The sequence below is a fragment of the Mesorhizobium sp. B2-3-5 genome, from assembly GCF_006442395.1.
In the GTDB taxonomy this organism is placed as follows: Bacteria; Pseudomonadota; Alphaproteobacteria; order Rhizobiales; family Rhizobiaceae; genus Mesorhizobium.
In genome coordinates this window covers 321,578-345,156 of the sequence record NZ_VFVX01000001.1, presented here as the reverse complement: position 1 = coordinate 345,156, position 23,579 = coordinate 321,578, and the positions used below count along the sequence as shown (strand labels likewise).

At 62.7% G+C, this 23,579-nt stretch carries 23 protein-coding genes; 4 read left to right on the top strand and 19 right to left on the bottom strand.

The window, feature by feature from the left end:
* Positions 1 to 212: 212 nt before the first annotated feature.
* The 17 genes from FJ958_RS01730 to FJ958_RS01640 all read right to left on the bottom strand — a co-directional run bounded on the left by FJ958_RS01730 (position 213) and on the right by FJ958_RS01640 (position 17,338).
* A complete protein-coding gene (locus tag FJ958_RS01730) occupies positions 213 to 962 on the bottom strand; it encodes an ABC transporter permease (protein WP_140738596.1) in 750 nt (249 codons plus the stop codon).
* Entirely contained in the window at positions 959 to 1,897 is a 939-nt protein-coding gene (locus FJ958_RS01725; RefSeq protein ID WP_140738593.1) for an ABC transporter ATP-binding protein, read from the bottom strand. The genes FJ958_RS01730 and FJ958_RS01725 overlap by 4 nt, the downstream gene beginning before the upstream one ends.
* Positions 1,894 to 3,057 (bottom strand): ABC transporter permease, encoded by a 1,164-nt coding sequence (locus FJ958_RS01720; RefSeq protein ID WP_140738590.1) that lies wholly within the window; start codon positions 3,055 to 3,057, stop codon positions 1,894 to 1,896. The genes FJ958_RS01725 and FJ958_RS01720 overlap by 4 nt, the downstream gene beginning before the upstream one ends.
* Before the next feature lie 312 nt (positions 3,058 to 3,369).
* A complete protein-coding gene (locus tag FJ958_RS01710) occupies positions 3,370 to 4,281 on the bottom strand; it encodes an ABC transporter substrate-binding protein (protein ID WP_140738584.1) in 912 nt (303 codons plus the stop codon).
* A 177-nt stretch (positions 4,282 to 4,458) separates the two neighbouring features.
* Positions 4,459 to 5,676: an MFS transporter gene (locus tag FJ958_RS01705; protein ID WP_140738581.1), complete on the bottom strand. Its 1,218-nt coding sequence runs from the start codon at positions 5,674 to 5,676 to the stop codon at positions 4,459 to 4,461.
* Positions 5,673 to 6,173, bottom strand: coding sequence for a transcription antitermination factor NusB (gene nusB / locus FJ958_RS01700; protein ID WP_140738578.1), 501 nt, complete (start codon positions 6,171 to 6,173; stop codon positions 5,673 to 5,675). Before nusB ends, FJ958_RS01705 begins: the two co-directional genes overlap by 4 nt.
* Positions 6,170 to 6,664, bottom strand: a complete 495-nt coding sequence (gene ribH / locus FJ958_RS01695) for a 6,7-dimethyl-8-ribityllumazine synthase (RefSeq protein WP_140738575.1) — start codon at positions 6,662 to 6,664, stop codon at positions 6,170 to 6,172. The genes nusB and ribH overlap by 4 nt, the downstream gene beginning before the upstream one ends.
* Positions 6,665 to 7,058: 394 nt before the next feature.
* Entirely contained in the window at positions 7,059 to 7,676 is a 618-nt protein-coding gene (locus FJ958_RS01685) for a riboflavin synthase (protein WP_140738572.1), read from the bottom strand.
* Between the two features lie 12 nt (positions 7,677 to 7,688).
* The gene (ribD, locus tag FJ958_RS01680; protein ID WP_140738569.1) at positions 7,689 to 8,819 is read right to left on the bottom strand and encodes a bifunctional diaminohydroxyphosphoribosylaminopyrimidine deaminase/5-amino-6-(5-phosphoribosylamino)uracil reductase RibD; all 1,131 of its coding nucleotides are present in this window, start codon (positions 8,817 to 8,819) and stop codon (positions 7,689 to 7,691) included.
* A gap of 2 nt (positions 8,820 to 8,821) precedes the next feature.
* Positions 8,822 to 9,301: a transcriptional regulator NrdR gene (gene nrdR, locus FJ958_RS01675; protein ID WP_010915593.1), complete on the bottom strand. Its 480-nt coding sequence runs from the start codon at positions 9,299 to 9,301 to the stop codon at positions 8,822 to 8,824.
* A gap of 202 nt (positions 9,302 to 9,503) precedes the next feature.
* Complete coding sequence (locus FJ958_RS01670) at positions 9,504 to 10,082, bottom strand: hypothetical protein (protein WP_181176262.1); 579 nt, start codon at positions 10,080 to 10,082, stop codon at positions 9,504 to 9,506.
* A gap of 79 nt (positions 10,083 to 10,161) precedes the next feature.
* Positions 10,162 to 11,475 (bottom strand): serine hydroxymethyltransferase, encoded by a 1,314-nt coding sequence (gene glyA, locus FJ958_RS01665; RefSeq protein WP_015318249.1) that lies wholly within the window; start codon positions 11,473 to 11,475, stop codon positions 10,162 to 10,164.
* A 204-nt stretch (positions 11,476 to 11,679) separates the two neighbouring features.
* Positions 11,680 to 13,323 carry a Na+/H+ antiporter gene (locus tag FJ958_RS01660; protein WP_140738564.1) on the bottom strand — a complete coding sequence of 548 codons (1,644 nt, stop codon included), beginning with the start codon at positions 13,321 to 13,323 and terminating at the stop codon, positions 11,680 to 11,682.
* 193 nt (positions 13,324 to 13,516) lie between these two features.
* On the bottom strand, positions 13,517 to 14,770 hold the full coding sequence (locus FJ958_RS01655; RefSeq protein ID WP_140738561.1) for a murein L,D-transpeptidase: 1,254 nt from the start codon (positions 14,768 to 14,770) through the stop codon (positions 13,517 to 13,519).
* 351 nt (positions 14,771 to 15,121) lie between these two features.
* Positions 15,122 to 15,637, bottom strand: coding sequence for a winged helix DNA-binding protein (locus tag FJ958_RS01650; protein ID WP_140738558.1), 516 nt, complete (start codon positions 15,635 to 15,637; stop codon positions 15,122 to 15,124).
* Positions 15,638 to 15,875: 238 nt separating this feature from the next.
* The gene (locus tag FJ958_RS01645) at positions 15,876 to 16,298 is read right to left on the bottom strand and encodes a DUF6163 family protein (protein WP_140738555.1); all 423 of its coding nucleotides are present in this window, start codon (positions 16,296 to 16,298) and stop codon (positions 15,876 to 15,878) included.
* Positions 16,295 to 17,338 (bottom strand): enoyl-CoA hydratase/isomerase family protein, encoded by a 1,044-nt coding sequence (locus tag FJ958_RS01640; RefSeq protein ID WP_140738552.1) that lies wholly within the window; start codon positions 17,336 to 17,338, stop codon positions 16,295 to 16,297. Before FJ958_RS01640 ends, FJ958_RS01645 begins: the two co-directional genes overlap by 4 nt.
* Positions 17,339 to 17,524: 186 nt before the next feature.
* Here FJ958_RS01640 and FJ958_RS01635 point away from each other — a divergent pair, with 186 nt between their 5' ends.
* The 4 genes from FJ958_RS01635 to FJ958_RS01620 all read left to right on the top strand — a co-directional run bounded on the left by FJ958_RS01635 (position 17,525) and on the right by FJ958_RS01620 (position 21,134).
* On the top strand, positions 17,525 to 18,346 hold the full coding sequence (locus tag FJ958_RS01635; protein WP_140738549.1) for a DUF2066 domain-containing protein: 822 nt from the start codon (positions 17,525 to 17,527) through the stop codon (positions 18,344 to 18,346).
* 130 nt (positions 18,347 to 18,476) lie between these two features.
* Positions 18,477 to 19,508: a porphobilinogen synthase gene (gene hemB, locus FJ958_RS01630; RefSeq protein WP_140738546.1), complete on the top strand. Its 1,032-nt coding sequence runs from the start codon at positions 18,477 to 18,479 to the stop codon at positions 19,506 to 19,508.
* Between the two features lie 269 nt (positions 19,509 to 19,777).
* Positions 19,778 to 20,317 carry a glyoxalase superfamily protein gene (locus FJ958_RS01625; RefSeq protein ID WP_140738543.1) on the top strand — a complete coding sequence of 180 codons (540 nt, stop codon included), beginning with the start codon at positions 19,778 to 19,780 and terminating at the stop codon, positions 20,315 to 20,317.
* A gap of 172 nt (positions 20,318 to 20,489) precedes the next feature.
* The gene (locus FJ958_RS01620; RefSeq protein WP_140738540.1) at positions 20,490 to 21,134 is read left to right on the top strand and encodes a dihydrofolate reductase family protein; all 645 of its coding nucleotides are present in this window, start codon (positions 20,490 to 20,492) and stop codon (positions 21,132 to 21,134) included.
* A 236-nt stretch (positions 21,135 to 21,370) separates the two neighbouring features.
* Here FJ958_RS01620 and ppk2 read toward each other — a convergent pair whose 3' ends face one another.
* Positions 21,371 to 22,291: a polyphosphate kinase 2 gene (gene ppk2, locus FJ958_RS01615; protein WP_140738537.1), complete on the bottom strand. Its 921-nt coding sequence runs from the start codon at positions 22,289 to 22,291 to the stop codon at positions 21,371 to 21,373.
* Between the two features lie 172 nt (positions 22,292 to 22,463).
* Positions 22,464 to 23,435, bottom strand: coding sequence for a glycosyl transferase family 90 (locus FJ958_RS01610; protein ID WP_140738535.1), 972 nt, complete (start codon positions 23,433 to 23,435; stop codon positions 22,464 to 22,466).
* Positions 23,436 to 23,579 lie beyond the last annotated feature (144 nt).

Here is a 23,579-nt window from a genome sequence, read left to right as displayed (position 1 = left end):
AAATGAACCCCTCCCTGGGCCGTTGAGACAAAGACCGGATTCCGCGCACGGAATCCACCTCTTCGCTGCGGTGTATGCGAAACAGGGCTGCGAACGTCAAGATATTGTTCGGTTTTTGCCCGGCTTTCGCCCAAAACGTCCGTACTGGACGGTGTGCGCCCTACTCGCCTTGCGGTTAGATCGATTGAAATCGATCCCGGCGATGAGGCGCGCTACTCGACGTCCCTGCCCATGCGTCGCGCCGCGTAACGCTCAACCGCCGACAGCCCGTCATAGATCAGCACGGCCAGGGCCGCCACGATCAGGCCACCCTGCAGGATGAAGGCGAGATTGTTCGACAAGAGGCCGGCGATGATCACTTCGCCCAGTGTCCTGGCGGCCACCGTCGAACCGATGGTGGCGGTGGCCAGGCTGATCACGACCGAGAGCCTGATGCCGCCCAGGATGATCGGCGCGCTGAGCGGCAGTTCGACCTTGGTGAGCCTTTGCCAGCCAGTCATGCCGGCGCCCCGCGCCGCTTCGACGACATTGGCCGGCAGCGTCGTCAGTCCGGTCAGCGCGTTCTCGAAGATCGGCAGCAGGCCGTAGAGGAACAGGGCGATCAGTGTCGGCTTCTCGCCGAAGCCGACGGCCGGCACGGCGAGCGCCAGCACCGCCACCGGTGGAAAAGTCTGGCCGATATTGACCAGGCTGCGCGACAGCGGCAGGAATTCGGCACCAGCCGGCCTGGTGACAAGGATGGCCAAAGCCACCGCGACGACGGTCGCGGCGACGGTGGCGATCAGCACGGTGCGCAGATGCAGCAGCGTCAACGTCAGCAGGCTGCCCTGATTGTAGATCGCGGGAGCGTTGTTCTCGGTCAGCGGCTTCAGCAGCGGCTCGAACCAGCCTGGGCTAGTGACGAAGGCCACGAGCAACACCACCAGCACAAGCCTGAGCAGCAGAGGCAGCCAGGCTTTCATGCCGGCCTCGCCGCCCGCTTGACCAGCCCGTCCACGGTGACACGGCCAAGCGGCTTGCCGTCGGCGCCCTTTACTGGCAGCGCCGGCCGGCCCGACCACAGGAGTTCGGCCAGCGCATCGCGCTGGCTGGCATCGCCGGGGATCGCTTCGCCATCGGCAACGCCGGTCTCCACCGCGTCGCGCACCCGTCCGAGCGACAGCAGCCTGAATGGCCTCTCACTGGCGCCGACCAAGGTCTCGACGAAGCTGCTGGCCGGGTTTGCCAGGATCTCGGCGGGTCTGGCATATTGCACGAGCTTGCCGGCATCCATGACGGCGATCTTGTCGCCCATGTGCACGGCTTCCTCCATGTCATGGGTGACGAGGATGATGGTGGTGCCGAAGCGCTTCTGGATCGCCAGCAGGTCTTCCTGCGCCTTGGTGCGGATGATCGGGTCGAGCGCGCCGAACGGCTCGTCCATCAACAGCACGTTGGGCTCGGCGGCGAGCGCGCGGGCCACGCCGACGCGCTGCTGCTGGCCACCGGACAGTTCGTGCGGATAGCGCGGCCCGAATTCCTGGGGGTCGAGCTGGTAAAGCGTCATCAGTTCATCGACGCGGGCCTTGATGCGTGCCTTGTCCCAGCCAAGCAGCACCGGCACGGTGGCAATGTTCTGCGCCACGGTGCGATGAGGAAACAGGCCGTGGCCCTGAATGGCATAGCCGATGCTGCGGCGCAGTTCGTAACCGGGCACCGAGCGATTGTCGGCGCCGTCGAGCTTGATGGTGCCGGCGGTTGGTTCGACCAGCCGGTTGATCATGCGAAGCAATGTCGTCTTGCCGGAGCCGGAGGTGCCGACAATGACGGCGATGGTGCGCGGCTCGATGACCATCGACACATCGTCGACCACCGTTGTCGCGTCATAGCGCTTGGTGATGCCTTCGATCTCGATCATGCCGTTTCAATCCTGCGCTTGGTGGCGGTCATTTCGATCACCGCATCGAGGATGATGGCCGCGGCGAAGGCGAGCGCAACGGTCGGCACCGCGCCAAGCAGCACCAGGTCCATCGCCGTCTGGCCGACGCCCTGGAAGACGAACACGCCGAAGCCGCCGCCACCGATAAGCGCGGCGATCGTGGCAAGCCCGATATTCTGTACCAGTACGATGCGGATGCCGGTCAGGATCACCGGGAAGGCCAGCGGAAACTCGACGCCGAACAGGCGCTGGCGATCGGTCATGCCCATGCCGCGCGCCGCGTCGTTGGCGGCACGCGGCACGCCGGCGAGCCCGACCACCGTGTTGGCCACCACCGGCAGCAGTGAATAGAGGAACAGGGCGACAAAGGCGGGTGCCGTGCCGATGCCGCGAATGCCCAGCGCGGCCGCCCCCGGCACGTGCGTGGCGACCCAGCCGAGCGGCGCGATCAGCAGGCCGAACAGCGCGATCGAAGGGATGGTCTGGATGATGTTGAGGACGTTGAGCACGCCCGCCCGAAGCTTTTCGACACGATGACAGAGGATGCCGAGCGGCAGGCCGATGATGACGGCGGCGGCCAGCGAACCCAGCGCCAGCGTGACGTGCTTGGAGCCTTCGGCCCAGAAGCTGTCGGCGCGGTTGGCGTATTCCTTGAGGATGGAAAGGTCGTTCCAGCTTCCCGAGATCAAAAGCAGTCCAATCGCCACGGTGGCAACGACCAGCACGCCGATCCGGGCCCATGGCGACAAATTGAACCGCGTCAGTACGTCGGCCAGCAAAAGCGTGAAAGCGAAGATGAGAATCCAGAAACCGGAGGCCGGAGATATCCTGGCAAAAGTGTTGCCCGCCGGCGTGAGAAATGTGCCAGCGACGCCGATCAGCAGCGCAAGTGCGGCAAGTGCCGCCACGCTGGCGGCAAGGCGCAACATGAGCGGCGTCCGCAGTAGTGCGATGAGCGCCGCGGCGACGATGACAGCGAGCAGCAACAATCCGGTCGTTGACGGCAGCGCCTCGATGATCGAGCGCGCCTGGCCCGGAACGATGCGGTTGGCGCGGAAGGTTGCGAAAGGTGCGGCCAACGTCGCATACACCGCGATCACGGCTATGACAACGCCGAGTTTGTCGAAGCGCAGGGTCATCGATGTCCCTCAAGACAGGCGATTTTCCGCTTCCTGCGGCCTCCATCGGTGATTGGCGAAATCCGGCGTGAGATCCGATCTCCCCCCTTGCGGGGGAGATGGCCGGCAGGCCAGAGGGGGGTGTGAAGGATCGCCGGCGTTCGAGCCCTGGCGTGTCTGGAAGCAAACCTGCCAAGGAAGGTAATTGTGATGCGCCGATAGGACGGCGGGACAGCACCTCCCTCTGTCCTGCCGGACATCTCCCCCGCAAGGGGGGAGATTGGCAGCTCCGCCGACCGCACTACTCGCACCTGCGTCGCGATCTTGTGGTCGTTACTTCAAGAACCCGTTCTTCTTCAGGAAATCCTCGGCGACGCCCTTGACCGGCTCGCCGCCGACCTGCACGCGGCCGTTCAGTTCCTGCAGCGTGACGAGGTCGAGCTTGGCGAAGACCGGCTTCAACAGGGTCTCGATCTCCGGATGCTGCTTCAGCACGGATTCGCGGATGATGGGCGCTGGCTGGTAGACCGGCTGCACGCCCTTGTCGTCGTTGAGCACGACGAGGCCCGACGGCGCGATGCCGCCATCGGTGCCGTAGACCATGGCAGCGTTGGCGCCGCTGGTCTGGTTGGCGGCCGCGGCAATGGTCGCCGCCGTATCGCCGCCCGACAGCGTGATCAGTTGCTCCGGTTTCAGCTTGAAGCCATAGGTGGTCTGGAAGGCCGGCAGGGCCGCGGCCGAGTTGACGAACTCGGCCGAAGCCGCCAACACCACCTGGCCACCGCCAGCAACATATTTGCCGAAGTCGGAAAGCGTGGCGAGCTTGTTGGTGTCGGCCACTTCCTTGCGCAGCGCGATCGCCCAGGTGTTGTTGGCCGGCGCAGGCGACAGCCAGACGATCTTGTTGGCGTCATAGTCAAGTTTCTTCGCCGTCTCATAGGCCTTGGCGGCATCCTTCCATACCGGGTCGTCAGCCTTTTCGAAGAAGAAGGCCGCGTTGCCGGTGTATTCGGGATAGATGTCGATCTCGCCGGCGGTGATCGCTTTGCGCACCACCGGCGTGCCGCCGAGCTGGATGCGGTCCGTGGTCTTGATGTTGTTGGCATTGAGAACGAGCTGGATGATGTTGCCCAGCACGCCGCCCTCGGTGTCGATCTTGGAGGAGACAACCACCTGTGCACTGGCAGAAGCCGCCGTGACGGCCAGAGCAAATGCCGCGCTGGCCAAAACCTTGACTGAAAACATTGTGAAAACCCCTTGTTATCCACCGAGATTCGGCAGCCGAATATGAGCATGGCTCGAACGGCCCGTCGGGGCATACGGTTTCATAACAACCGGCACAGGCGCAATATTTTTGTTCGACGCGGCGCGTTCGGCCCGAAGCATGCCGACAGCATCCTGTCAGGGCGACAGCAATCTGGATCAGGCGTTGGCCTTGCGTAAATTTGTCAGCTTGAGCGCACCGAGCGCGACGAAGCACAGCACGGTGACCGGAAAGATCATCCAGTTCAGCATCGTCCAGCCCCAGGTGTTATAGACCATGCCCGAGAGCAGCGACGCGCAGGCGACCGAGCCGAACAGGACGAAATCGTGGAAACCCTGCACCTTGCTCTTTTCAGAGGACCGGTAACTGGCCGCGACCATGGCGGTGGCGCCGATGAAACCGAAATTCCAGCCAAGGCCGAGCAGGATCAGCGCCGTCCAGAATTGCCATAATGCCAAGCCCGACAAGGCGACGATGGCGCAGCCGATGAGCAGGACCAGACCTGCCGCCACGATGCGCTCGGCGCCGAAGCGATGAATCAGCGAGCCGGTAAAAAAGCTCGGCGCGAACATCGCCATGACATGCCAGGAAATGCCGAGCGTCGCATTGTCCTCCGACAGGCCGCAGCCGACCATGGCCAGTGGTGCGCCAGTCATGACGAAGCTCATAAGCGCGTAACTGCCGACCTCGCAAGACAACGCGGCGATAAAGCGCGGCTTCGTGATGATTTCGACCAAAGGCCTGGCATCGCTGTCGGCAACGTCGACCTTGGCGGCGGTCTTTGCCGGCAATCTCAGCAGCGACAGGATCGCGGCGCCGACGGCCGCCAGCACCAGGATGGATGCAAACGAACCGGCAAACATCACCGGCGCGAACAATTCACGGGTGAAGATGACAATCTGCGGCCCAAGGATGGCGGTGACGATGCCGCCGGCCAGCACGAAGGAGATGGCGCGCGCCTTGAACTCCGGCGGCGCGTTATCGGCGGCGGCGAAGCGGAACTGCTGGACGAAGGCACCACCGATGCCGATCACGAGCAGCGCGAACGCGAAAATCCAGAAACTGCCGTGGAAAAGCGCCAGAGTGGCTATCAGGCCGCCAAGCGCGGTGACGACGGTTCCAGTCATGAAGCCGCCGCGCTGGCCCATCCGGCGGATAACGGCCGCGGCGGGCAAGGCGCCGAGCGCCACGCCAAGGTTGAAGCCGGTGATTGGCGCTGTCGCCAGCGACTTGTCGGCGCCGAGCAGATATTGCCCGGCCAGCGCGCCCATGGAGATGGCGATGGGTGCCGCCGATCCGATAACCGCCTGCGAGGCGGCGAGGATCAACGCGGTGCGTCGGCCTTCCCTGCCCGTCTCGACAGCAATGGCCGTCACGATGCGTCCTTGCCACGTCCCTCGCCGCGCACCCGGCGCGATACGCGGTCCAGCACGGCATTGACCAGCTTCGGCTCGTCTTCCTCGTAGAAGGCCTTGGCGATGTCGACATATTCGGTGACGATGACGGCGACGGGCACATCCTCGCGCTTCATCAACTCATACACGCCGGCACGCAGCATGGCGCGCAACGTCGAATCGAGCCTGGACAATGGCCAGTCATCCGTCAGCGCCTGGCGAATGATCGGATCAATGGTCTTCTGATTCTCGACGACCCCCGTAAGGATGGCGCGAAACCATTGCGCGTCGGCCTCGCGATAGAGCGCGCCGTCGACTTCCTTGCCGAGGCGAAACGCCTCATATTCGGCGGTGATCTCGAAGACACCACTACCGGCCACGTCCATCTGGTAGAGAGCCTGCACGGCGGCGAGCCGAGCAGCGCCGCGCTTGTTGGCCGGGCGTGCCGCGGGCTGGCCGGGTGAAGCGGGTTCGCTCACGATCGCGCTCCCAGTTGTTCCTTGAGGGCAATCATGGTCAAAGCCGCACGCGCGGCGAAACCACCCTTGTCGCCTTCCGAGCGCTTGGCCCGGGTCCACGCCTGCGCGTCATTCTCGGTGGTCAGGATACCGTTGCCGACACAGACGGAGTCCTGCACGGACAGGTCCATGAGCGCGCGGCTGGATTCGTTGGCGACGATGTCGAAATGATAGGTATCGCCGCGGATGATGGTGCCGAGCGCAACGAAGCCGTCATAGTGCGTGCCACCTTCCGCCGCGCCATCCAGCGCGAAGGTAATCACCGCGGGAATTTCGAGCGAGCCGGGAACGGTGATAACGTCATAGGTTGCGTCCGCTTCATCGAGCGCGCTTGTCGCGCCTTCCAGCAGCGCGTCGGCAAGATCGTCATGAAAGCGTGCTTCGACGATGAGCAGATGCGCCTTAGCCTTCGGACGAATGAAGGCTTTGCCGTGTTGGGATATACCAGCCATAAAAGTCTCCGGGGGTTGCCGGTGACTTAGGCCGAAGCCGGATTGATCGCAAGCAGAAGATTGGTCTATGGACGCCTGCCCTGTCGATCCTCCCGCGTATGCCATAGGCGCAACACGGAGATTGTCATGCCCTGCATTTCGTAACGAATTTCGTGGCTGCCTGCCAAAAATGCGGCGCGCCTCGCGTGGTTCGAAACCGGCAGCGGCTTTTCGGTGCCAAGACTCTCGCCCTTGCCTGCACGGCTCAAGGCGAGCAGCCAGTTGATCTGCCTTTTCCGCCAGCGGCAGCGGAACGTGAGCGGTGATTACTTTGGTCCATCCGAACCTCACAATCAGACTTAATCATCCCGATTAAATCTGATCAAGTCGAGGTAGAGGGTCAGGCCGGTGACGTTCAAAGCCCCTCTTTGGCCGCCTCCGCCAAGCGCGCCGCGTAGCGGGCCATGGTGTCGATCTCGAGATTGACGTGGTCGCCGACCTTGCGCTCGCCCCAGCTGGTGACGGTCAGCGAGTGGTGGATCAACAGCACGTCGAAGCGAGTGCCCTCGACCTTGTTGACCGTGAGCGAGGTGCCATCGAGCGCGACGGAGCCTTTCGGCGCGATAAATTTGGCGAGATGGCGCGGCGCCTCCAGCGTGAAACGCACCGCGTCGCCCTCATCCTTGCGCTCGACGATCTCGGCGGTGCCGTCGATATGACCAGACACGATGTGGCCGCCCAATTCGTCGCCGATCTTCAGCGCCCGCTCCAGATTAATCCGCGTGCCTGATTTCCAGCCCGAGGCCGTGGTCAGCCGCAAGGCTTCTTCCCACGCTTCGACCTCGAACCAGCGCGCGTTCGAGCCGCTGTCGGGCAACGCCGTGACCGTCAGGCAGACACCGCCGCAGGAGATCGAAGCACCAATGGCGATGGTCTCGGGGTCATAGGCGGTATCGATGCGTAAGCCGATGCCTTCGCTGAGCGGCTTGACGGCCGCGACGGTGCCGATATCGGTGACAATTCCAGTAAACATCGATGCTGATCCCTAGAGGTCTCTTACCCACTCGGCGTAGCTGTCTTCGCCGAACTGCATCTCGCGCAACTTGCGAAAGCCAGCCGGGATATGGTCAGCATCGACGGGCGATGCAATGCCGTCATCGCCGATCGCTTCCGGTCCCTGGAACAGCACGACGCGGTCGACCAGCCCATCGGCCAGGAAAGCGCTGGCTACCTTGGCGCCCCCTTCGACCAGTACAGTAGCCATGCCGAGCGCCGCCATATCCTCGAGCAGTTCCGGCAATGCGACGCCGCCCTCGTGCGTCTCGGTGCCGATGAAGCGCACGCCGGCCCGCTCGAGCGCCGCCCGGCGCCGTGGATCTGCCTCCAGGCAAGCGGCGACGTAGAGCGGCACGCGATCCACGCCCAAAACCAGTTTCGAGCCCTCGGGCAGCCTGATCTGGCGATCGAGCACGATGCGCGCCGGCGAACGGTTCTCCAGCCCAGGCAAACGCACCGTCAGCGCCGGATCGTCTTCCAGCGCCGTGCCGATGCCGACCAGAATGGCGTCGGCCTCGGCTCGCATCATGTAGACTTCGCGGCGCGCGATATCGCCTGTTATCGCGACCTGGCCGGCGCCTTCCCTGCCAATCTTGCCATCGCTGGAAAGCGCAAGCTTCAGAATCACTTCCGGACGCTTCCTGAGCGAGCGAATGAGATAACCGGCCATCTGCTCGCCGGCTTCCGCCGCCAGTACCTTCTCGACCACCTCGACACCGGCGGCGCGCAGGATGGCATAGCCCTTGCCGGAGACACGCGGATCGGGATCGCTCGCAGCACCCACGACGCGCGCGATGCCGGCATTGACGAGCGCATTGGCGCAAGGCGGCGTGCGGCCGTGATGGGCGCAGGGCTCCAGTGTCACATAAGCAGTGGCGCCGCGCGCCAATTCGCCAGCCTCGGCCAGCGCCTCGGTCTCGGCATGTGGGCGGCCGCCAATGGCGGTGACACCGGTGCCGATGATCATCGGCCCCGCGCCATCGTCGCGCACGATCAGCGTGCCGACCGACGGATTGGTCGAGGTCCTGCCCGCATTCCTGCGCGAAAGCCGCAGAGCGGCGGCCATGAAACGGCGATCAAGGGCCGCTTGTTCGGCCTCGCTGCGTTGCAGTGCTGCCATGGTCAGCCAGCGTCCTCTTCGCTCTTGTCTTCGTCGCCCTTCAGTTCGCCCAGCAGCTCATGGAAGTCCTTGGCCTCCCGAAAATTGCGGTAGACCGAAGCGAAGCGGACATAGGCGACGTCGTCGAGCGACTTCAGTGCTTCCATGACCAGCCGGCCGACCTCGCCGGAAGCCACTTCCGTCTCGCCCGAGCTTTCGAGCTGGCGCACGATGCCGGTCACCGCGCGGTCGATGCGTTCAGGATCGACATTGCGCTTGCGCACCGCGATCTCGACCGAGCGTAACAGCTTGTCGCGGTCGAACGGCACTTTCCGGCCTGACTTCTTGACCACGACCAGATCGCGCAATTGCACGCGTTCGAAGGTGGTGAAACGGCCACCGCAGTCGGGGCAGACACGCCGCCTGCGGATCGCCGCGCCATCCTCGGCGGGGCGCGAATCCTTCACCTGCGTATCTTCGGACTGGCAATAGGGACAGCGCATAAAAAGCCTTGGGTTCGCGAATCTGATAAGGCGAAAGGCTTAGAGCCTTTCCGGTCGGGATTGAAGCAGTTCCGTTTCTTCGACGGCCCGCCGCATCAGAGATAGCGAGGCGCAAGCAAGATTGCCAGCGCGGCAACCAGCCGCCGACCAGACCCCTTCATGCAAGGCCATTCGCAGCCCCACTCCCATCCGGCCGTCCGCATCACGGCGCGACGTCCTTGGTTGGAAAGCCGCAGGATGTTCCGAGGTTGCGGTAGGCCTTGGTGAAGCCGTCCATCGGGATGCTGGCGACTGCCTCCTTGCCGAAGGCCACATCGAGCGAGGTGGCCTGGCGCATGGCACGCAGCAGCGCGAGACTGGTCTTGGCCTGATTGTCGACCGTCCAGCTCGGGTGGCCGTTGACGGCATCGTTGGAAGAGACCGTAGCCGAAACCTTGACGCCCGGATCGCCGAAAGTCGCCGCGATCTTGTCGCCGGTCGGCAGGTTGCGATTGTCGATGGTCAGCATGACGGCCGGATAAGCGTCAGGCGGCAGGGCATCGCCGGTCGAAATCGACAGTGTCAGCGTGCCCGAATTACCACTCGCATCGAAGAACGCCGTCGAAGCCGCGCAGGTCTTGCGAGCATCCTGGCCGGTTTCGAGCGCATCGACGAGGGTTGTCCATCGGCCGAAGGTGCTGGTGGCAGGCAGGTCCGGGGCGGGCTGGGTCTGCGCCAAAGCGGCGCCGCAAACGGCCAGCCCGCCGACAACGCCGAGCAAGGTAAAACGAAATTCGCGCATCATCGATTCTCCGGTTCCACGCATCACCCGATCAGGGGTGATGCACCGCGGCGGATAAAAGATGACGCTTCGCGTCCGGTCAACCGAGATAAGGATAGAGCGGGAAGCGATCGGTCAGCGCCACCACCTTGGCCTTGACCGCCGCCTCGACCGCGGCATTGCCCTCGTCGGAATTGGCGACCTTGAGGCCATCGAGCACTTCTGCGATCAGCTTGCCGATCTCCCGGAACTCGGCCTGGCCGAAGCCGCGCGTGGTGCCGGCGGGCGTGCCCAGCCGCACGCCCGAGGTGACGAAGGGCTTTTCCGGGTCGAACGGGATGCCGTTCTTGTTGCAGGTGATGTTGGCGCGGCCAAGGGCTGCCTCGGCCCGCTTGCCGGTGGCGTTCTTGGGACGCAGGTCGACCAGCATCAGATGGTTGTCGGTGCCGCCGGAAACGATGTCGAGACCCGTTTCCTTGAGGCTGGAGGCCAGCGCCTTGGCGTTGGCGGCCACGCTCTCGGCATAGACCTTGAAGCTCGGCTTCAGCGCCTCGCCGAAGGCCACCGCCTTGGCAGCGATGACATGCATCAGCGGGCCGCCCTGCAGGCCGGGGAACACCGCCGAATTCATCTTCTTGGCAATGTCTTCGTCGTTGCACAGGATCATGCCGCCACGTGGGCCGCGCAGCGACTTGTGCGTGGTGGTGGTCACCACATGCGCGTGCGGCAGTGGCGAGGGATGCACGCCACCGGCGACGAGGCCCGCAATGTGCGCCATGTCGACCATCAGATAGGCGCCGACCGCATCGGCGATCTCGCGGAAACGCTTCCAGTCCCAGATGCGCGAATAGGCGGTGCCGCCGGCCAGGATCAGCTTCGGCTTGGTCTCATGCGCGGTCTTTTCGATCGCGTCCATGTCGAGCAGATGGTCGTCCTTGCGCACGCCATACGACACAACCTTGAACCACTTGCCGCTCATGTTGACCGGCGAACCGTGGGTGAGATGGCCGCCGGAATTGAGATCGAGACCCATAAAAGTGTCGCCGGGCTGCAGCAGCGCCAGGAACACCGCCTGGTTCATCTGGCTGCCCGAGTTCGGCTGGACGTTGGCGAAGTTGCAGCCGAACAGCTTTTTCGCCCGCTCGATGGCCAATTCCTCGGCAACGTCGACGAACTGGCAGCCGCCATAATAGCGCTTGCCCGGATAGCCCTCGGCATATTTGTTGGTCATGATCGACCCCTGCGCCTCGAGCACGGCGCGCGAGACGATGTTTTCCGAGGCGATCAGTTCGATCTCATGGCGCTGGCGACCGAGTTCGTTGCGGATGGCGCCGAAAATCTCCGGATCGGCATCTTCCAGCGTGGTTTCGAAGAAGGATTCGAATTTGTTCGACGCTGCCGCTGCTGTTGCCATGGCCTGAATTCCCCAGGGTTCGAGGTCAGTTTTTGTTTTGAGTATGTCGTTGTCCCAAAACCGCTGCACACTTTTGGGCGACATGCATTGAGTTCGCCGCGCCATTAACACAGTTGTTTTCAACCCGCCACGTTTGCAGCGCGAAATTTGCTGGCCGGTTTGCGGCAGAGGCAGCAAATTCATGACAGCAGAGCGTCGCCAGTCCTACTTCCGCATCTGCCTGCCGTTCAAAAGAGCTTCCGTAAGCGTGGTCTCGGTGAACAGCGCTTGCGCCGTGTGGTCGTTGATCTCGCCGCGGCGAAGCATGGCGCGCAAGGCGTCACGCTCGGCGGCGATGCCGGCGAGCCTCAGGTCGACCTCCAGCCTGCCTGCCTCGCGCACTTCGGCGCGCGCTTCATCGGCCTCGTCGGACGCAGCGATACGTCGCCGGTAGGCAGCGACAATGCCGTTGGCGGCGGCGAGCCTGGCGCCAGGCACATCGCCCTCCCCTTCATCCGTCTGCGCGATGCTTTCAAGATGGGCGATTGCCGCCTTCGCCGCGCCGACACGCGCCATGCGCTCCTCAGCGGCTCCGGAGTCTTCGCCTGGCCCGATCAGCCCGCGCGCGATCACCGGCAAGGCAAGGCTGGCGATGACCAGGGAGCAGATGATGACGCCGGCGGCGAGAAAAATGACCAAGTCCCGCGCGGGAAATGGCGAACCATCCTGCAGGGCCAACGGCAGCGACAATATGCCGGCCAGCGTGATGGCACCGCGCACGCCCGCGACCGATCCCGCGAGCCGCACCCGCAGTCCGAACGGTTCGGCCTTGCGCTTGCCGAGCCGTGCGGCGAGCGCCGCCGCGATATCGCCGATCCAGATCCAGACGAAACGGATCGCGATCAGGCACAGGGTCAGCGCCACCACGGTCAACACCGGCTGGATGACAGGATAGTGGCCAGTGAGTTCCGGCGGCACCTTGCGGATGATTTCGGGAAGCTGCAGGCCGAGCACAATGAACAGCGCGCCGTTGAAGACGAAGGAAAACGTCGTCCAAAGCGAGATCGTCTGCATGCGCGCCGAGACACCGAGAAAGCGGAATATGCCGGTGCTCCCGGTCAAGAGGCCAGCGGTCACGGCGGCCAGGACGCCCGAGGCCTCGAAGTGCTCGGCGCCGAGATAGGCGACGAAGGGGAGCAGGATGGTGATCAGCACCTGCGCCTCGGCCGGCACGCCGCCGATGCGGTCGAGCAGTTGCAATGCCTTGGCGGCGACGAACAATGCCGCCACGCCGGCCAGGATGCCGACCGCCACCGCATAGAGAAAACTCAGCGAGGCGGCGGCCAAGGAAAAACTGCCGGTAAGCGCTGCTGCGACGGCAAAGCGGAACATGACGAGACCCGATGCGTCGTTGAGCAGCGACTCGCCTTCCAAGATGTGCATCAGCCGCGCCGGAACGACGTTCCTGTCGACGATCGAGGAGACAGCCACCGCGTCTGTCGGCGACAGCACCGCGGCAAGGGCGAACGCAACGACCAGCGGAATGCTGGGCACCAGCCAGTGCAAGGCATAGCCGAAGCCGACGATGGTGAAGAAGACGAGGCCTAGGGCAAGGGCAAGGATCGGCCAGCGCAATGCCACCAGCTCGCGCTTGGGCGCACCAAAGGCATCGCTGAACAAAAGCGGCGGAATGAACACCAGCAGGAACAGTTCCGGATCGATCTCGATATGGATGCCGCGCACGGGCCAGGCAAGTGCGGCGCCTATCGCGATCTGCAGCACCGGCAGCGGCACGCGCACCAGGCGCACCAATGCGCCGGAAACGGCGACGAAGACGAGCACTAGGAGGACAAAGATAGCGGCTTGCATGGCGCGATTCCGGCTGTTTCACGAACCATGCGCAATCGTCGGTCTCGCGTCCAGACAAGGCGCCGCGCGGCAAAGACCGTCAACTGCGTCCAGGCGGCAGTGCGGCTGGTCGACTAGAGACTGATTTGAAACACGTCCTCGGCAAAACGAAAGGCCGCCTCGAAGGCAGCCTTTTGTTAAAATAATCAATCCCTTAGAGCGAAGAGGTGATCTGCAGCTCGCTGGCGCCGTCAAGCGCGTAGATATCGTCGCGGAACTGCACGACGCCGGGTCCCGTCGACCAGGCAGAGAGATAGAGGAAGTGCACCGGCACCGGATTGGTGACCTGGATCGGCGTGTTCTGGCCGGTCTTGATCGCCGCCTCGAAATGCTGGCGGTCCCAGCCGGGCGTGTCGCGCAGGATCCAGGTGACGAGGTCGCGCACGTTCTGGACGCGCACGCAGCCCGAGGAATCGAAGCGCATCATCTTGCCGAACAGGCTCTGCTGCGGCGTGTCATGCATATAGACGCCATCCGGGCTCGGGAAATTGATCTTCACCGAAGCCATGGCGTTTTCCGAGCCCGGATCCTGGCGGAACCGGTACTTGGCCGCATCATCCGTCGACCAGTCCACATTCATCGGATCGACTTCGCCGCCATCCGGCGCGAACAGGCGGATATGGCTGTTCTTCAGATAGTTGGGATCCTTCCGCATCAGCGGAATGATGTCCTTGCGCACGATCGACACCGGCGCGTTCCAGTACGGATTGACGATGATCTCATTGATCTTCGAATTGACGATCGGCGTCTGGCGATCGATCTTGCCGACGATTGCCGTGTGGCGAAGCACGACACGGTCATTCTCGACCGCCTCGATCTGAGCCGCCGGAATGTCGACCAGCACGTAACGATTGCCGAGTGTGCCGGCCTTCTCCTTCAGCCTTTGCAGATTGGTCTGCAACTGGCCAAGCCGGATCTGTGCCGAAACGTTCATCGCGGCATAGGTGTACTTGCCCATCGAGCCATCGGCGGGAAGGCCGTGGCGCAGCTGGAAGCGCTTCACCGCCGAGTCGACATAGGAATCGAAAGCCGTCGAAATGCCGGCATTCTGCGACAGATCGCCCGCAATCATCAGGCGCTTGCGCAGCGGCACCACATCCGGGTCGTCGACGCCGAGCTGCAGCTTCTTGGTGTCCGGCACCGGCTGCCATCCACCCTGGCCGACGATGTTCTGATATTGCGCGACGGCCTGCTCGGTGAAGGCGACCGTCTGCGGGCTGAAAATCGGCAACGTCGAGGCCACCTTGCCGCCTTCGCTGGCGCGGGCGTCGAACTGGTCGTCCCAGTTGCCGCGCGCCGAGGATTTCAAGATATCCCCGATCACATCCTGCGCATTCGCACGCCCGGCCACCATGGCGGCAGCGAGCAACGATGCTCCGGAAAGGAAAAAACGGCGGCTGGTTATCATGGACGTTCCAGACATTTTTGTAGCGGTTCGATCACTTTGCTGCGTTGATCACCGGGCGATCTCGCCCGCACTCTAAAATTGGCAATCTTAACAATTAGCCAACCATGGTCCGTATCACGTTGGCGATAAACGCACGAGCGCGACACGGTTGCAGGTGGACGCAAGGCCCTCACCGCTGCATCACTGCGATCCTCGGTTCCACTGGAATATGGCGGCAACGTGGCCTTGCGCCCAAATCTGACCGGCCTTCGCTCTGAAAAGAAAGGGACCGGTGCTTTTCGGCACCGGCCCTGACTGGAGGTCGCTGTTTCGGCCACGCTTCTTTGGCGCGGGCCGGATCTGTGTGGCGCCCTACATCCGGTAGGCAATGGTGTCGTTCCAGAAGCGGTCGAGCCGCTGCAGGGCACGGTTCATCTGCTTGAACTCGTCGGTGTTGATGCCGCCGACCTGTTCGATCGAGCCGACATGGCGCTCATAGAGGCCGGCGACCACATCCGCCACCTCGTTGCCCTTCGGCGTCAAAGAGACGCGGACCGAACGGCGGTCGATGCGCGAGCGCTGGTGGTTGATGAAGCCGAGATCGACCAGCTTCTTCAGATTGTAGGACACGTTCGAGCCGAGATAGTAGCCACGCGAGCGCAACTCGCCGGCGGTCAGCTCGGAATTGCCGATGTTGAAGAGCAGCAGCGCCTGGATGGCATTGATGTCGGAACGGCCGTTGCGGTCAAATTCGTCCTTGATCACGTCAAGCAGACGGCGGTGCAGCCGCTCGACCAGCTGCAGCGATTCCATGTACAGGGAACGGATAGCCTCGCGGCGATCGTCGGATACGTTGGCGGTCTTCGTCGCCGGACGCGAATTGATCATTGTCTTTGCCTCTCGTTTGTCGCCCTGGTGATTTTTTGTTTTTCACCTTGATCGCGACACTATCGAATACTCATAAAATTCGACTTAAACGCTAGGGCTAACAAGAGCTTACCGGTAAGAGGTTTCGAAAGAGGCTTAACGAACGGTCACCCGAGCAAGGATGATTAACCTAAAGATTTAGGCAATGATCGCGGGGCTGGATTCAGGCGGCCGCCAAGTCATCAATGGCCGCAAAGGCTTAGTGCCGTACGGGGCGTTTCTGCAGGTAGATGACGACGCGAAAAACGACGTAGAGCAGCGCCACCGCCGCATGCGAGACGACGATCAGCAGCCGATGGCCGAAAAGCTCGGGAAAACCGGCATACATGACGGTCTCGGTGACCGCGCAGATGAACCAGATCACCGGGCCCCAGGAGGCCAGCATCCACAGCCCCGCGGCGGCGAAGGGAAAAAACACGGCGAGCATCACCGTCGCCACCTGCCAGTGCACCGGCATGAGGTCGAAGCGCCACAGCGAGCCTGGATAGAAGCCGATCAGCTTGATCCAGTACAGGATGCCGAAGAGCAGGCAGTAGCCCGCGATGACGCGCTGGAACCAGGCGAAGATCACCTCGACCGTCGATGGCTGAAGCACGACGCGTCTCGACGTCACTTCGCTCATGTCAGAAGTTCCCGTTCACCGAGCGGGGCGAAATAGGCATCGATATCGGCCTCACGGACCGCATCGAGACTTGCCGGCCGCCATTGCGGCTTCGATCCCTTGTCGATGATGGCGGCGCGGATGCCTTCGTAGAAATCGTGGCCGGCAAGCATGCGGTTGAGGATACGGAACTCCATCTTCATGCAGTCGTCCATCGACAATGTCAGCCCGGCGCTGATTTGCCGCCAGGCGACGCGAAGGCTGGTCGGCGAGCGCGTGCGGATCGTCGCCAGCGTCCTTGCCGCGAATTCGTCGGTGCTTGCCGCGCGGTCCAGGCTGTCGATGACATCCTGCAGCGACGGCTGGGCGAAATGGCGCGATATCGCTTCCAGGACCGGCCTTTCGGTCTCCCGCTTCGTCGGAACAAGGAAACCACGCAGCACCGATTCCGGATCGCCAGTCAGCGCCAGCCGGTCGAGGAAGCTCGTCTGGTCCTCGGCCTTGATGGTGTGGGTGGCCAGACCCGACCACAGCGCATCGCCATAGCGGATACGGTTGCCCGTCAGCGCCAGATACATGCCGAAGGAACCGCCAAGATCGGGCAGCAAATGGCTGGCGCCGACATCGGGGAAAAAACCGATGCCGACCTCCGGCATGGCGAACTGGGCTTTCTCGGTCATCACCCGATGCGAGCCGTGAAAGGAAATGCCGACGCCGCCACCCATGACGATGCCGTCGATGAGCGCCACATAGGGTTTGCGGAAGCTGTTGATGCGGGCGTTCAGCCGATACTCATCGGCGAAGAACTCGACCGGCGGCTTTCCAGCCCGGCCGGCTTCGTAGATGTGGAGGATATCGCCTCCGGCCGAAAACGCCCTGCCCTCTGCCTTGACGACGACGACGTCCACGCCGTCATCGCGCTCCCAGGCATGCAGCGCCTTGTCCAGCGCCTTGACCATGCGATGGGTGACGGCATTGAGCGTCTGCGGCCGTGTCAGCGTCACGACACCAGCTCTGCCCAACCGTTCGAAGCGAATTTCGTCGCCTCCACCAAAATCCATCGCCAGAGAATCCCTTCCCCGCGCCTGCGGGACTGAAGTGCTAAAGGCGGCGCATGGGTGCGTCAATGGCAGCAGCCTCTTCGCCGTGGTCTTGGCGGCTGGCGGCAGCCGATGCTACGAAGATCGCCGCCATTCAAGCGACGCGCCGATATTAAGCGCGCAGACGGAATCGGGGGACAGTTGGGCATGTCCGGATTGATTCGTACCGCGCTTTTCACGATCGGACTTGTGATCGCTGGCCTTGCACCGCGCGCCGCATTCGCCGTCACGGCCGACGAACTCTACCAGTCGAAGACCATCGTCACCGGCCAAGGCGAAGCGAACCGCCAGATAGGCTTCAGAGACTGCCTGGACCGGGTTCTGGTCAGGGTTTCAGGCGATCAGCGGCTGCTGAAGAAACCAGAAATGGCGGATCTGCGCGACAAGGCTGGCAGCTTCGTCGATTCCTTCCGCTACCGCGACCGGCTGGAAGGCATTCCGATCCATGACGAGCAAGGCACGCATGACCGGCCACACGACCTCACCTGCCTCTACAGGCCTGATATCCTCGACAAGGTGCTGGCGTCGCTTGGCAGCAAACCCTGGCTTGGTGAGCGGCCGACGCTCACCATCTTTCTCACCACCAAACAGGGCGCTCGGCATTTCGTGCTGAGCGCCGAGGAAAAGCGTGGCGAAACGATGCGCGAATCCTTCGCCAATGCCGCCGGTCCAACGCTGATGCATGTTGTGTTTCCGGAGGCTGCACAGCTTGCCGGCCTGGGCGAAACAGCGCTGGGCTCCGCCGATATGGCAAGGCTGGACCGACTGGCCAAACAGACCGGTGGCACCCAAGCGCTCGCCGGCAGCATCGCATGGAGCGACAAAGAGCTCGGCTGGATCGCCGATTGGCGACTGGCCGATCACGGCAAGACCTATCGTTGGCAGGTGCGTGGCGCCAGCTTCGATGAGGCGTTTCGTGTGGCCATCAGCGGTGCGGCGCAGATTCTGTCCGGCAACGGGCAGCCTTGAGAGGTCCGCGGCCCTTATCCGCGCGCCGGCACTTTCTCCGTGAACGGAGAAACCAAAAGCTGGCACAAACGTGTCGCATTGGTCAGCGCCACGGGCTCGTGGTAAAAGCAGGCTATCCGGAGTTTTGGCAATGAACAAATTCACCCCGACAAAACCAGCCGGCGCGCGCAGCGTCGACGACGTCACCGGCAGCCGCCGCCTGCGCCGCATGCGCAAGGCCGACTGGTCGCGCCGGCTCGTGCAGGAGAACCGGCTTTCGGTCGACGACCTGATCTGGCCGATCTTCGTCGTCGAGGGCAATAATGTGCGCGAGCCGATCGCCGCCATGCCAGGCGTCTTTCGCCTGTCGGTCGACCTTGCCGTCAAGGAGGCCGAACGCGCGGCCAAGCTCGGCATTCCGGCACTCGCCACCTTCCCCAATGTCGAACTCGGCCTGCGCGACCAGACCGGCTCGCATATCCTCGACCCGGAAAACATCATCAACCGCGCCACCCGCGCGATAAAGAACGCAGTGCCCGAGATCGGCATCATCACCGACGCCGCGCTCGATCCGTTCACCAGCCACGGCCACGACGGCATCCTGCGCGACGGCATCATCGTCAACGACGAAACGGTGGAACAGGTCGCGGCGGCGGCCGTCATCCAGGCGGCGGCGGGCGCCGATATCATCGCGCCATCCGACATGATGGATGGCCGCATCGGTGCCATCCGCGACGCGCTCGACGCCAACGGCTTTCAGGACGTGGCGATCATGTCCTACGCGACCAAATTCGCCTCGGCCTTCTACGGCCCTTATCGCGAGGCGGTCGGCACCGCCGGCCTGCTCAAGGGCGACAAGAAGACCTACTATATCGACCACGCCAATTCGGACGAGGCGATGCGCGAGGCCGAGCAGGACCTCGCCGAGGGCGCCGACATGCTGATGGTCAAGCCCGGCCTGCCCTATCTCGACATCATCCGCCGGCTGAAGGACGAATTCCAGATGCCGACCTTCGCCTACCAGGTCTCGGGCGAATATTCGATGATCAAGGCAGCGGGCGCCAATGGCTGGATCGATGGCGAGAAGGCGATGCTGGAATCGCTGCTCGCCTTCAAGCGTGCAGGCTGCGACGGCATCCTGACTTATTTCGCGCCCGAAGTGGCCGTGATGCTGAAGGGGTAACTTCGCCCCTCAGCCACCGCACCGCGACCTTCCAGGTCTTGCCATGACACGCTTCGGAGCCGGCTGTCATCTCTGGCGAATTCCCGCTGACAAGGTAGGCTGGTTGCGGCTATGATGCCGCATGGCCGGAGGCGGCCGGCAGCCCGCACCTCGCCAAGAGGCATGGCGAACGCCTCCAGAGGATGCTTCCTGACCCGTTTCACCGTCGGGCGAAGGCGTTGGCAATGCGGGCACTGACGAAGACTTCGCCGTGACCCGAGGAAACGGACATGCTTGCCTATCGCGATGCCAAGACCATGGCGAAAGCCATGCGGGACGCGCTTGCCGACCGCGACCTGACGATCAGCCACAGCGAGGCCCTGGAAATCGTCGCGCGCCAGTTCGGACTGGCGAACTGGAATATCCTGTCGGCAAAGATCGAAGCGCCGCTCGCGAGGCAGGAGACGGTCATCTTCGAACGGACGGCGCCAATCGTGCGCATCTTCGACGTCGCGAAGGCGCACGAATTCTACCTCGGCTTCCTCGGTTTCACCGTGGACTGGGAACACCGCCACGGCGACTTCCCGCTGTACACGCAGGTATCGCGTGGCAATCTTGTCCTGCACCTGTCCGAACACGCCGGCGACGCGACGCCGGGCGGCAACATGGTTGTCTACATGAAGGGCATCCGCGACTTCCATGAGGAGCTTGCGGGTAAGGACTACCGCTATATGAAACCCGGCTTGGAAGATGAGGACGGGCGGCTGACGGTCGAGGTCATCGACCCGTTCAGCAACCATATCCGCTTCATGGAAATCACCGGCGAATGAGTTGGTACGGCAGTTGCCCCGACGGCGGCTTGCCAATCCGAATCGATCATCACGAGCTTGGCCGCGAGGTCCGGACACGCATCTCTGCATCGTCGAAGACACCACTTGCAATTCGCAATCAGTTTGCTACAAAATCTGCTTGCAGAACACAACTGACGATCGAGGAGGTTTCATGTCAAGGCTGCGTGTCAATGCATTCACCCTATCGCTCGACGGTTATGGCGCCGGTCCAAACCAGGACTTGGAGAATCCGCTCGGCGTTGGTGGGAAAGCGCTGCACAAATGGGCCTTCACCACCCGCACCTTCCGCAAGATGTTCGGCGAGGAAGGCGGCGCCACGGGCGTCGACGAGGATTTCGCGGCGCGGAGCTTCGAAAATGTAGGCGCATGGATCCTGGGTCGCAACATGTTCGGACCGATCCGCGGCGAATGGCCCGACGACAGCTGGAAAGGCTGGTGGGGCGACAACCCGCCCTATCACGTGCCGGTCTTCGTGCTGACGCATCATGCGCGTGAGCCTGTCGTCATGGAAGGCGGCACGACCTTTCACTTTGTCACCGATGGCATCCATTCGGCACTTGAGCAAGCCAGGGCGGCGGCTGATGGCAAGGATGTGCGGGTCGGTGGCGGCGTCGCGACGATCAGGCAATATCTGCAGGAGAAACTTATCGACGAGATGCATCTCGCGATCTCGCCCGTGCTGCTCGGCGCTGGCGAAAACCTTCTGGCTGGCCTCGACCTGCCGAAACTCGGCTACCGATGCAGCGAACAGGTCGCTTCGGCGCACGCCATGCATGTGGTCATCGAGCGGGCATAGCCGCGACTCCGGTCATTGGCGAAACCCGCGGGTGCAAGCGTCTTTCTCCCCGTCACTATACGGGGAGAAATGCCCGGCAGGGCAATGAGGGGCAGCGCAACCGTCGAAGAGTAGCGACAAGCTACCAGTGGATTTGGCGGGTGCAGGAGTCAAAAGCCCGTCGTCGATGCCGGCGCTGCCCCTCATCCGCTCTTTGGGCACCTTCTCCCCGTGAAACTGGGAGAAGGAAATGCGCCTCAATACTTCTCCGGCACGTAAAGTTCGCGCGGCAGAACCTGGCGCTCGTATTCCGGGTTGAACACGCGCTCGGGCAGTGTGATCTCCTCGTGCGGCACATCTTCATACGGCATCTGCTTCAGCAGATGATCGATGCAGTTGAGCCGCGCGCGCTTCTTGTCGTTGCCCTCGACGATGAACCACGGCGCTTCGGGAATGTTGGTGCGGGCGAAGGTCTCTTCCTTGGCCTTGGTGTATTGCTCCCAGCGCACACGCGACTGCAGATCCATGGGCGACAGCTTCCACTGTTTCATCGGATCGTGGATGCGCATCAGGAAGCGCATCTGCTGTTCCTCATCGGTGATCGAGAACCAGTATTTGACCACAGTGATGCCCGAGCGCACCAGCATGCGCTCGAACTCCGGGACGTCATGGAAGAACTCCTCGACCTGGTCGTGCGAGGCAAAGCCCATCACCCGTTCAACGCCGGAACGGTTGTACCAGGAGCGATCGAAGAGCACGATCTCGCCGCCTGCGGGTAGATGCGGGACGTAGCGCTGGAAATACCATTGCGACTTTTCGCGCTCGGTCGGCGCCGGCAATGCCACGACGCGGCAGATGCGCGGATTGAGCCGCTGGGTGATGCGCTTGATGACGCCGCCCTTGCCGGCGGAGTCACGGCCCTCGAAAATCACCACCAGCTTCTTCTTGTGGTAGGCGACCCAGGACTGGAGCTTGATCAATTCAGACTGCAAGGTGATCAGGTCGCGAAAATATTGCATGCGATCGATCGAAGGCGGATGCGAGTTCTTGTAGATCTTGGCGATCTCCATCGACAGCGCTGGCTCCGACATTTCGAGTTCATAATCTTCGTCGAGCGTGTCGGCGAGCTCGGCTTCGAGCCAGTCCTTGGCGGGAGAATTCTGTTTTAGCTCGGTCATGTCAGCTGCTCCGCTTGCAAGCCCTGTCGGTTCCCGGACGGCGCCCCAAATTGTTGGCCAGCGGCCTGAAATGGAAACACCTGAGCCGACTTCAATATAGGCCGGCAGTGACGGTTTTATTGCAGCCCAGGCGCGATTGCAGCCCCTGCGGCTCACCGAAGGCGATTGTCGCCTAACCTTCGATGAACCGCCAGATCTCGGCATCGGGCTTGATCTGGCCGCTGAGCACGAAATATTTGTAGAGCACGAGCAGCGAGATCGCCTGCTCGTCTCGCTCATTGGAAAATTTGCGGCAATAGGCGTTGGCTGCGGCAATGATGCGCTCCGCCGCCGCCGGGTGCGTTTCGAAATAGCGCACCTTTTCGCCGAGATCGGCGAAATCAGGATCGAGTGGCACATAGTGGACATTGGCTTCGAGTTGGCTCTCCGCGAACCATGTCTCATAGGTCGGCGGCGGCATCAGGCAGAGCGAGTTGGAATTCATGATCCATTTGAGGTTGGTCGCCACGTCATTGCCCTCGAGCGAGACGATATAGCGGTAGCGCAGATGCTGGCTGATGCTGAGAAAGGGCTTGCTGTATTCGGCCGGTGCACTTCGCTTATGCGAACCCACGTCGCAGAAAGGCAGGTCACGCGCCGCGTCCAGGAACCGTGTCCTGATCGGGTTGTTGAGATCGCCGCGCCAGATCACGATCGGCAGCTTGTCGGCAAAGGCGACCGCGTCGTCCGGCATGTAAAAGTGGCGGAACTTGTTGAACTTCAGGATGACCGCGTTGCTGTTGTCGGCGCGGATCGGCCGATCCTTGACGAGTGTCGGCACCTTCGGCACATGCCTGACGTCGCCAAACTCCAGGTCGAGGAGCAATGCCCGATCGAAATAGCGGGCGAACTCCTTCAGGTCGTAATAGTACATGCTCGGCTCAAACGGCATCTTGTCGATGCGCACCGCATCCGGGCTTGGCATAAAGGTGCCCTGCAGCTTGTTGTAGTCATTCAACCGCCGGCGCACGGCCTCATCCGAGAGCCTGGCCTGCTCCAGGCGGGCCGCCAGCCGTCGTCGGAAGAGGACCTGGGGGGCGATATCGCGCATGACGTTTCGCGCATAGTAGAAAACCTTCTGCGTCGTTCGTTTTATGGTGGCCATCGTACCACGTTGATATCAGGACAAACGCGACCAAAACACCCGGCAGCTGAGTTAGTTCCTGCGCCATGCACACACGTCATTGTGCCAGGCATTTCGCGATCCGGTGTCATCCAAACGCGAGACCAATGGCGCCGACGCCAGTGT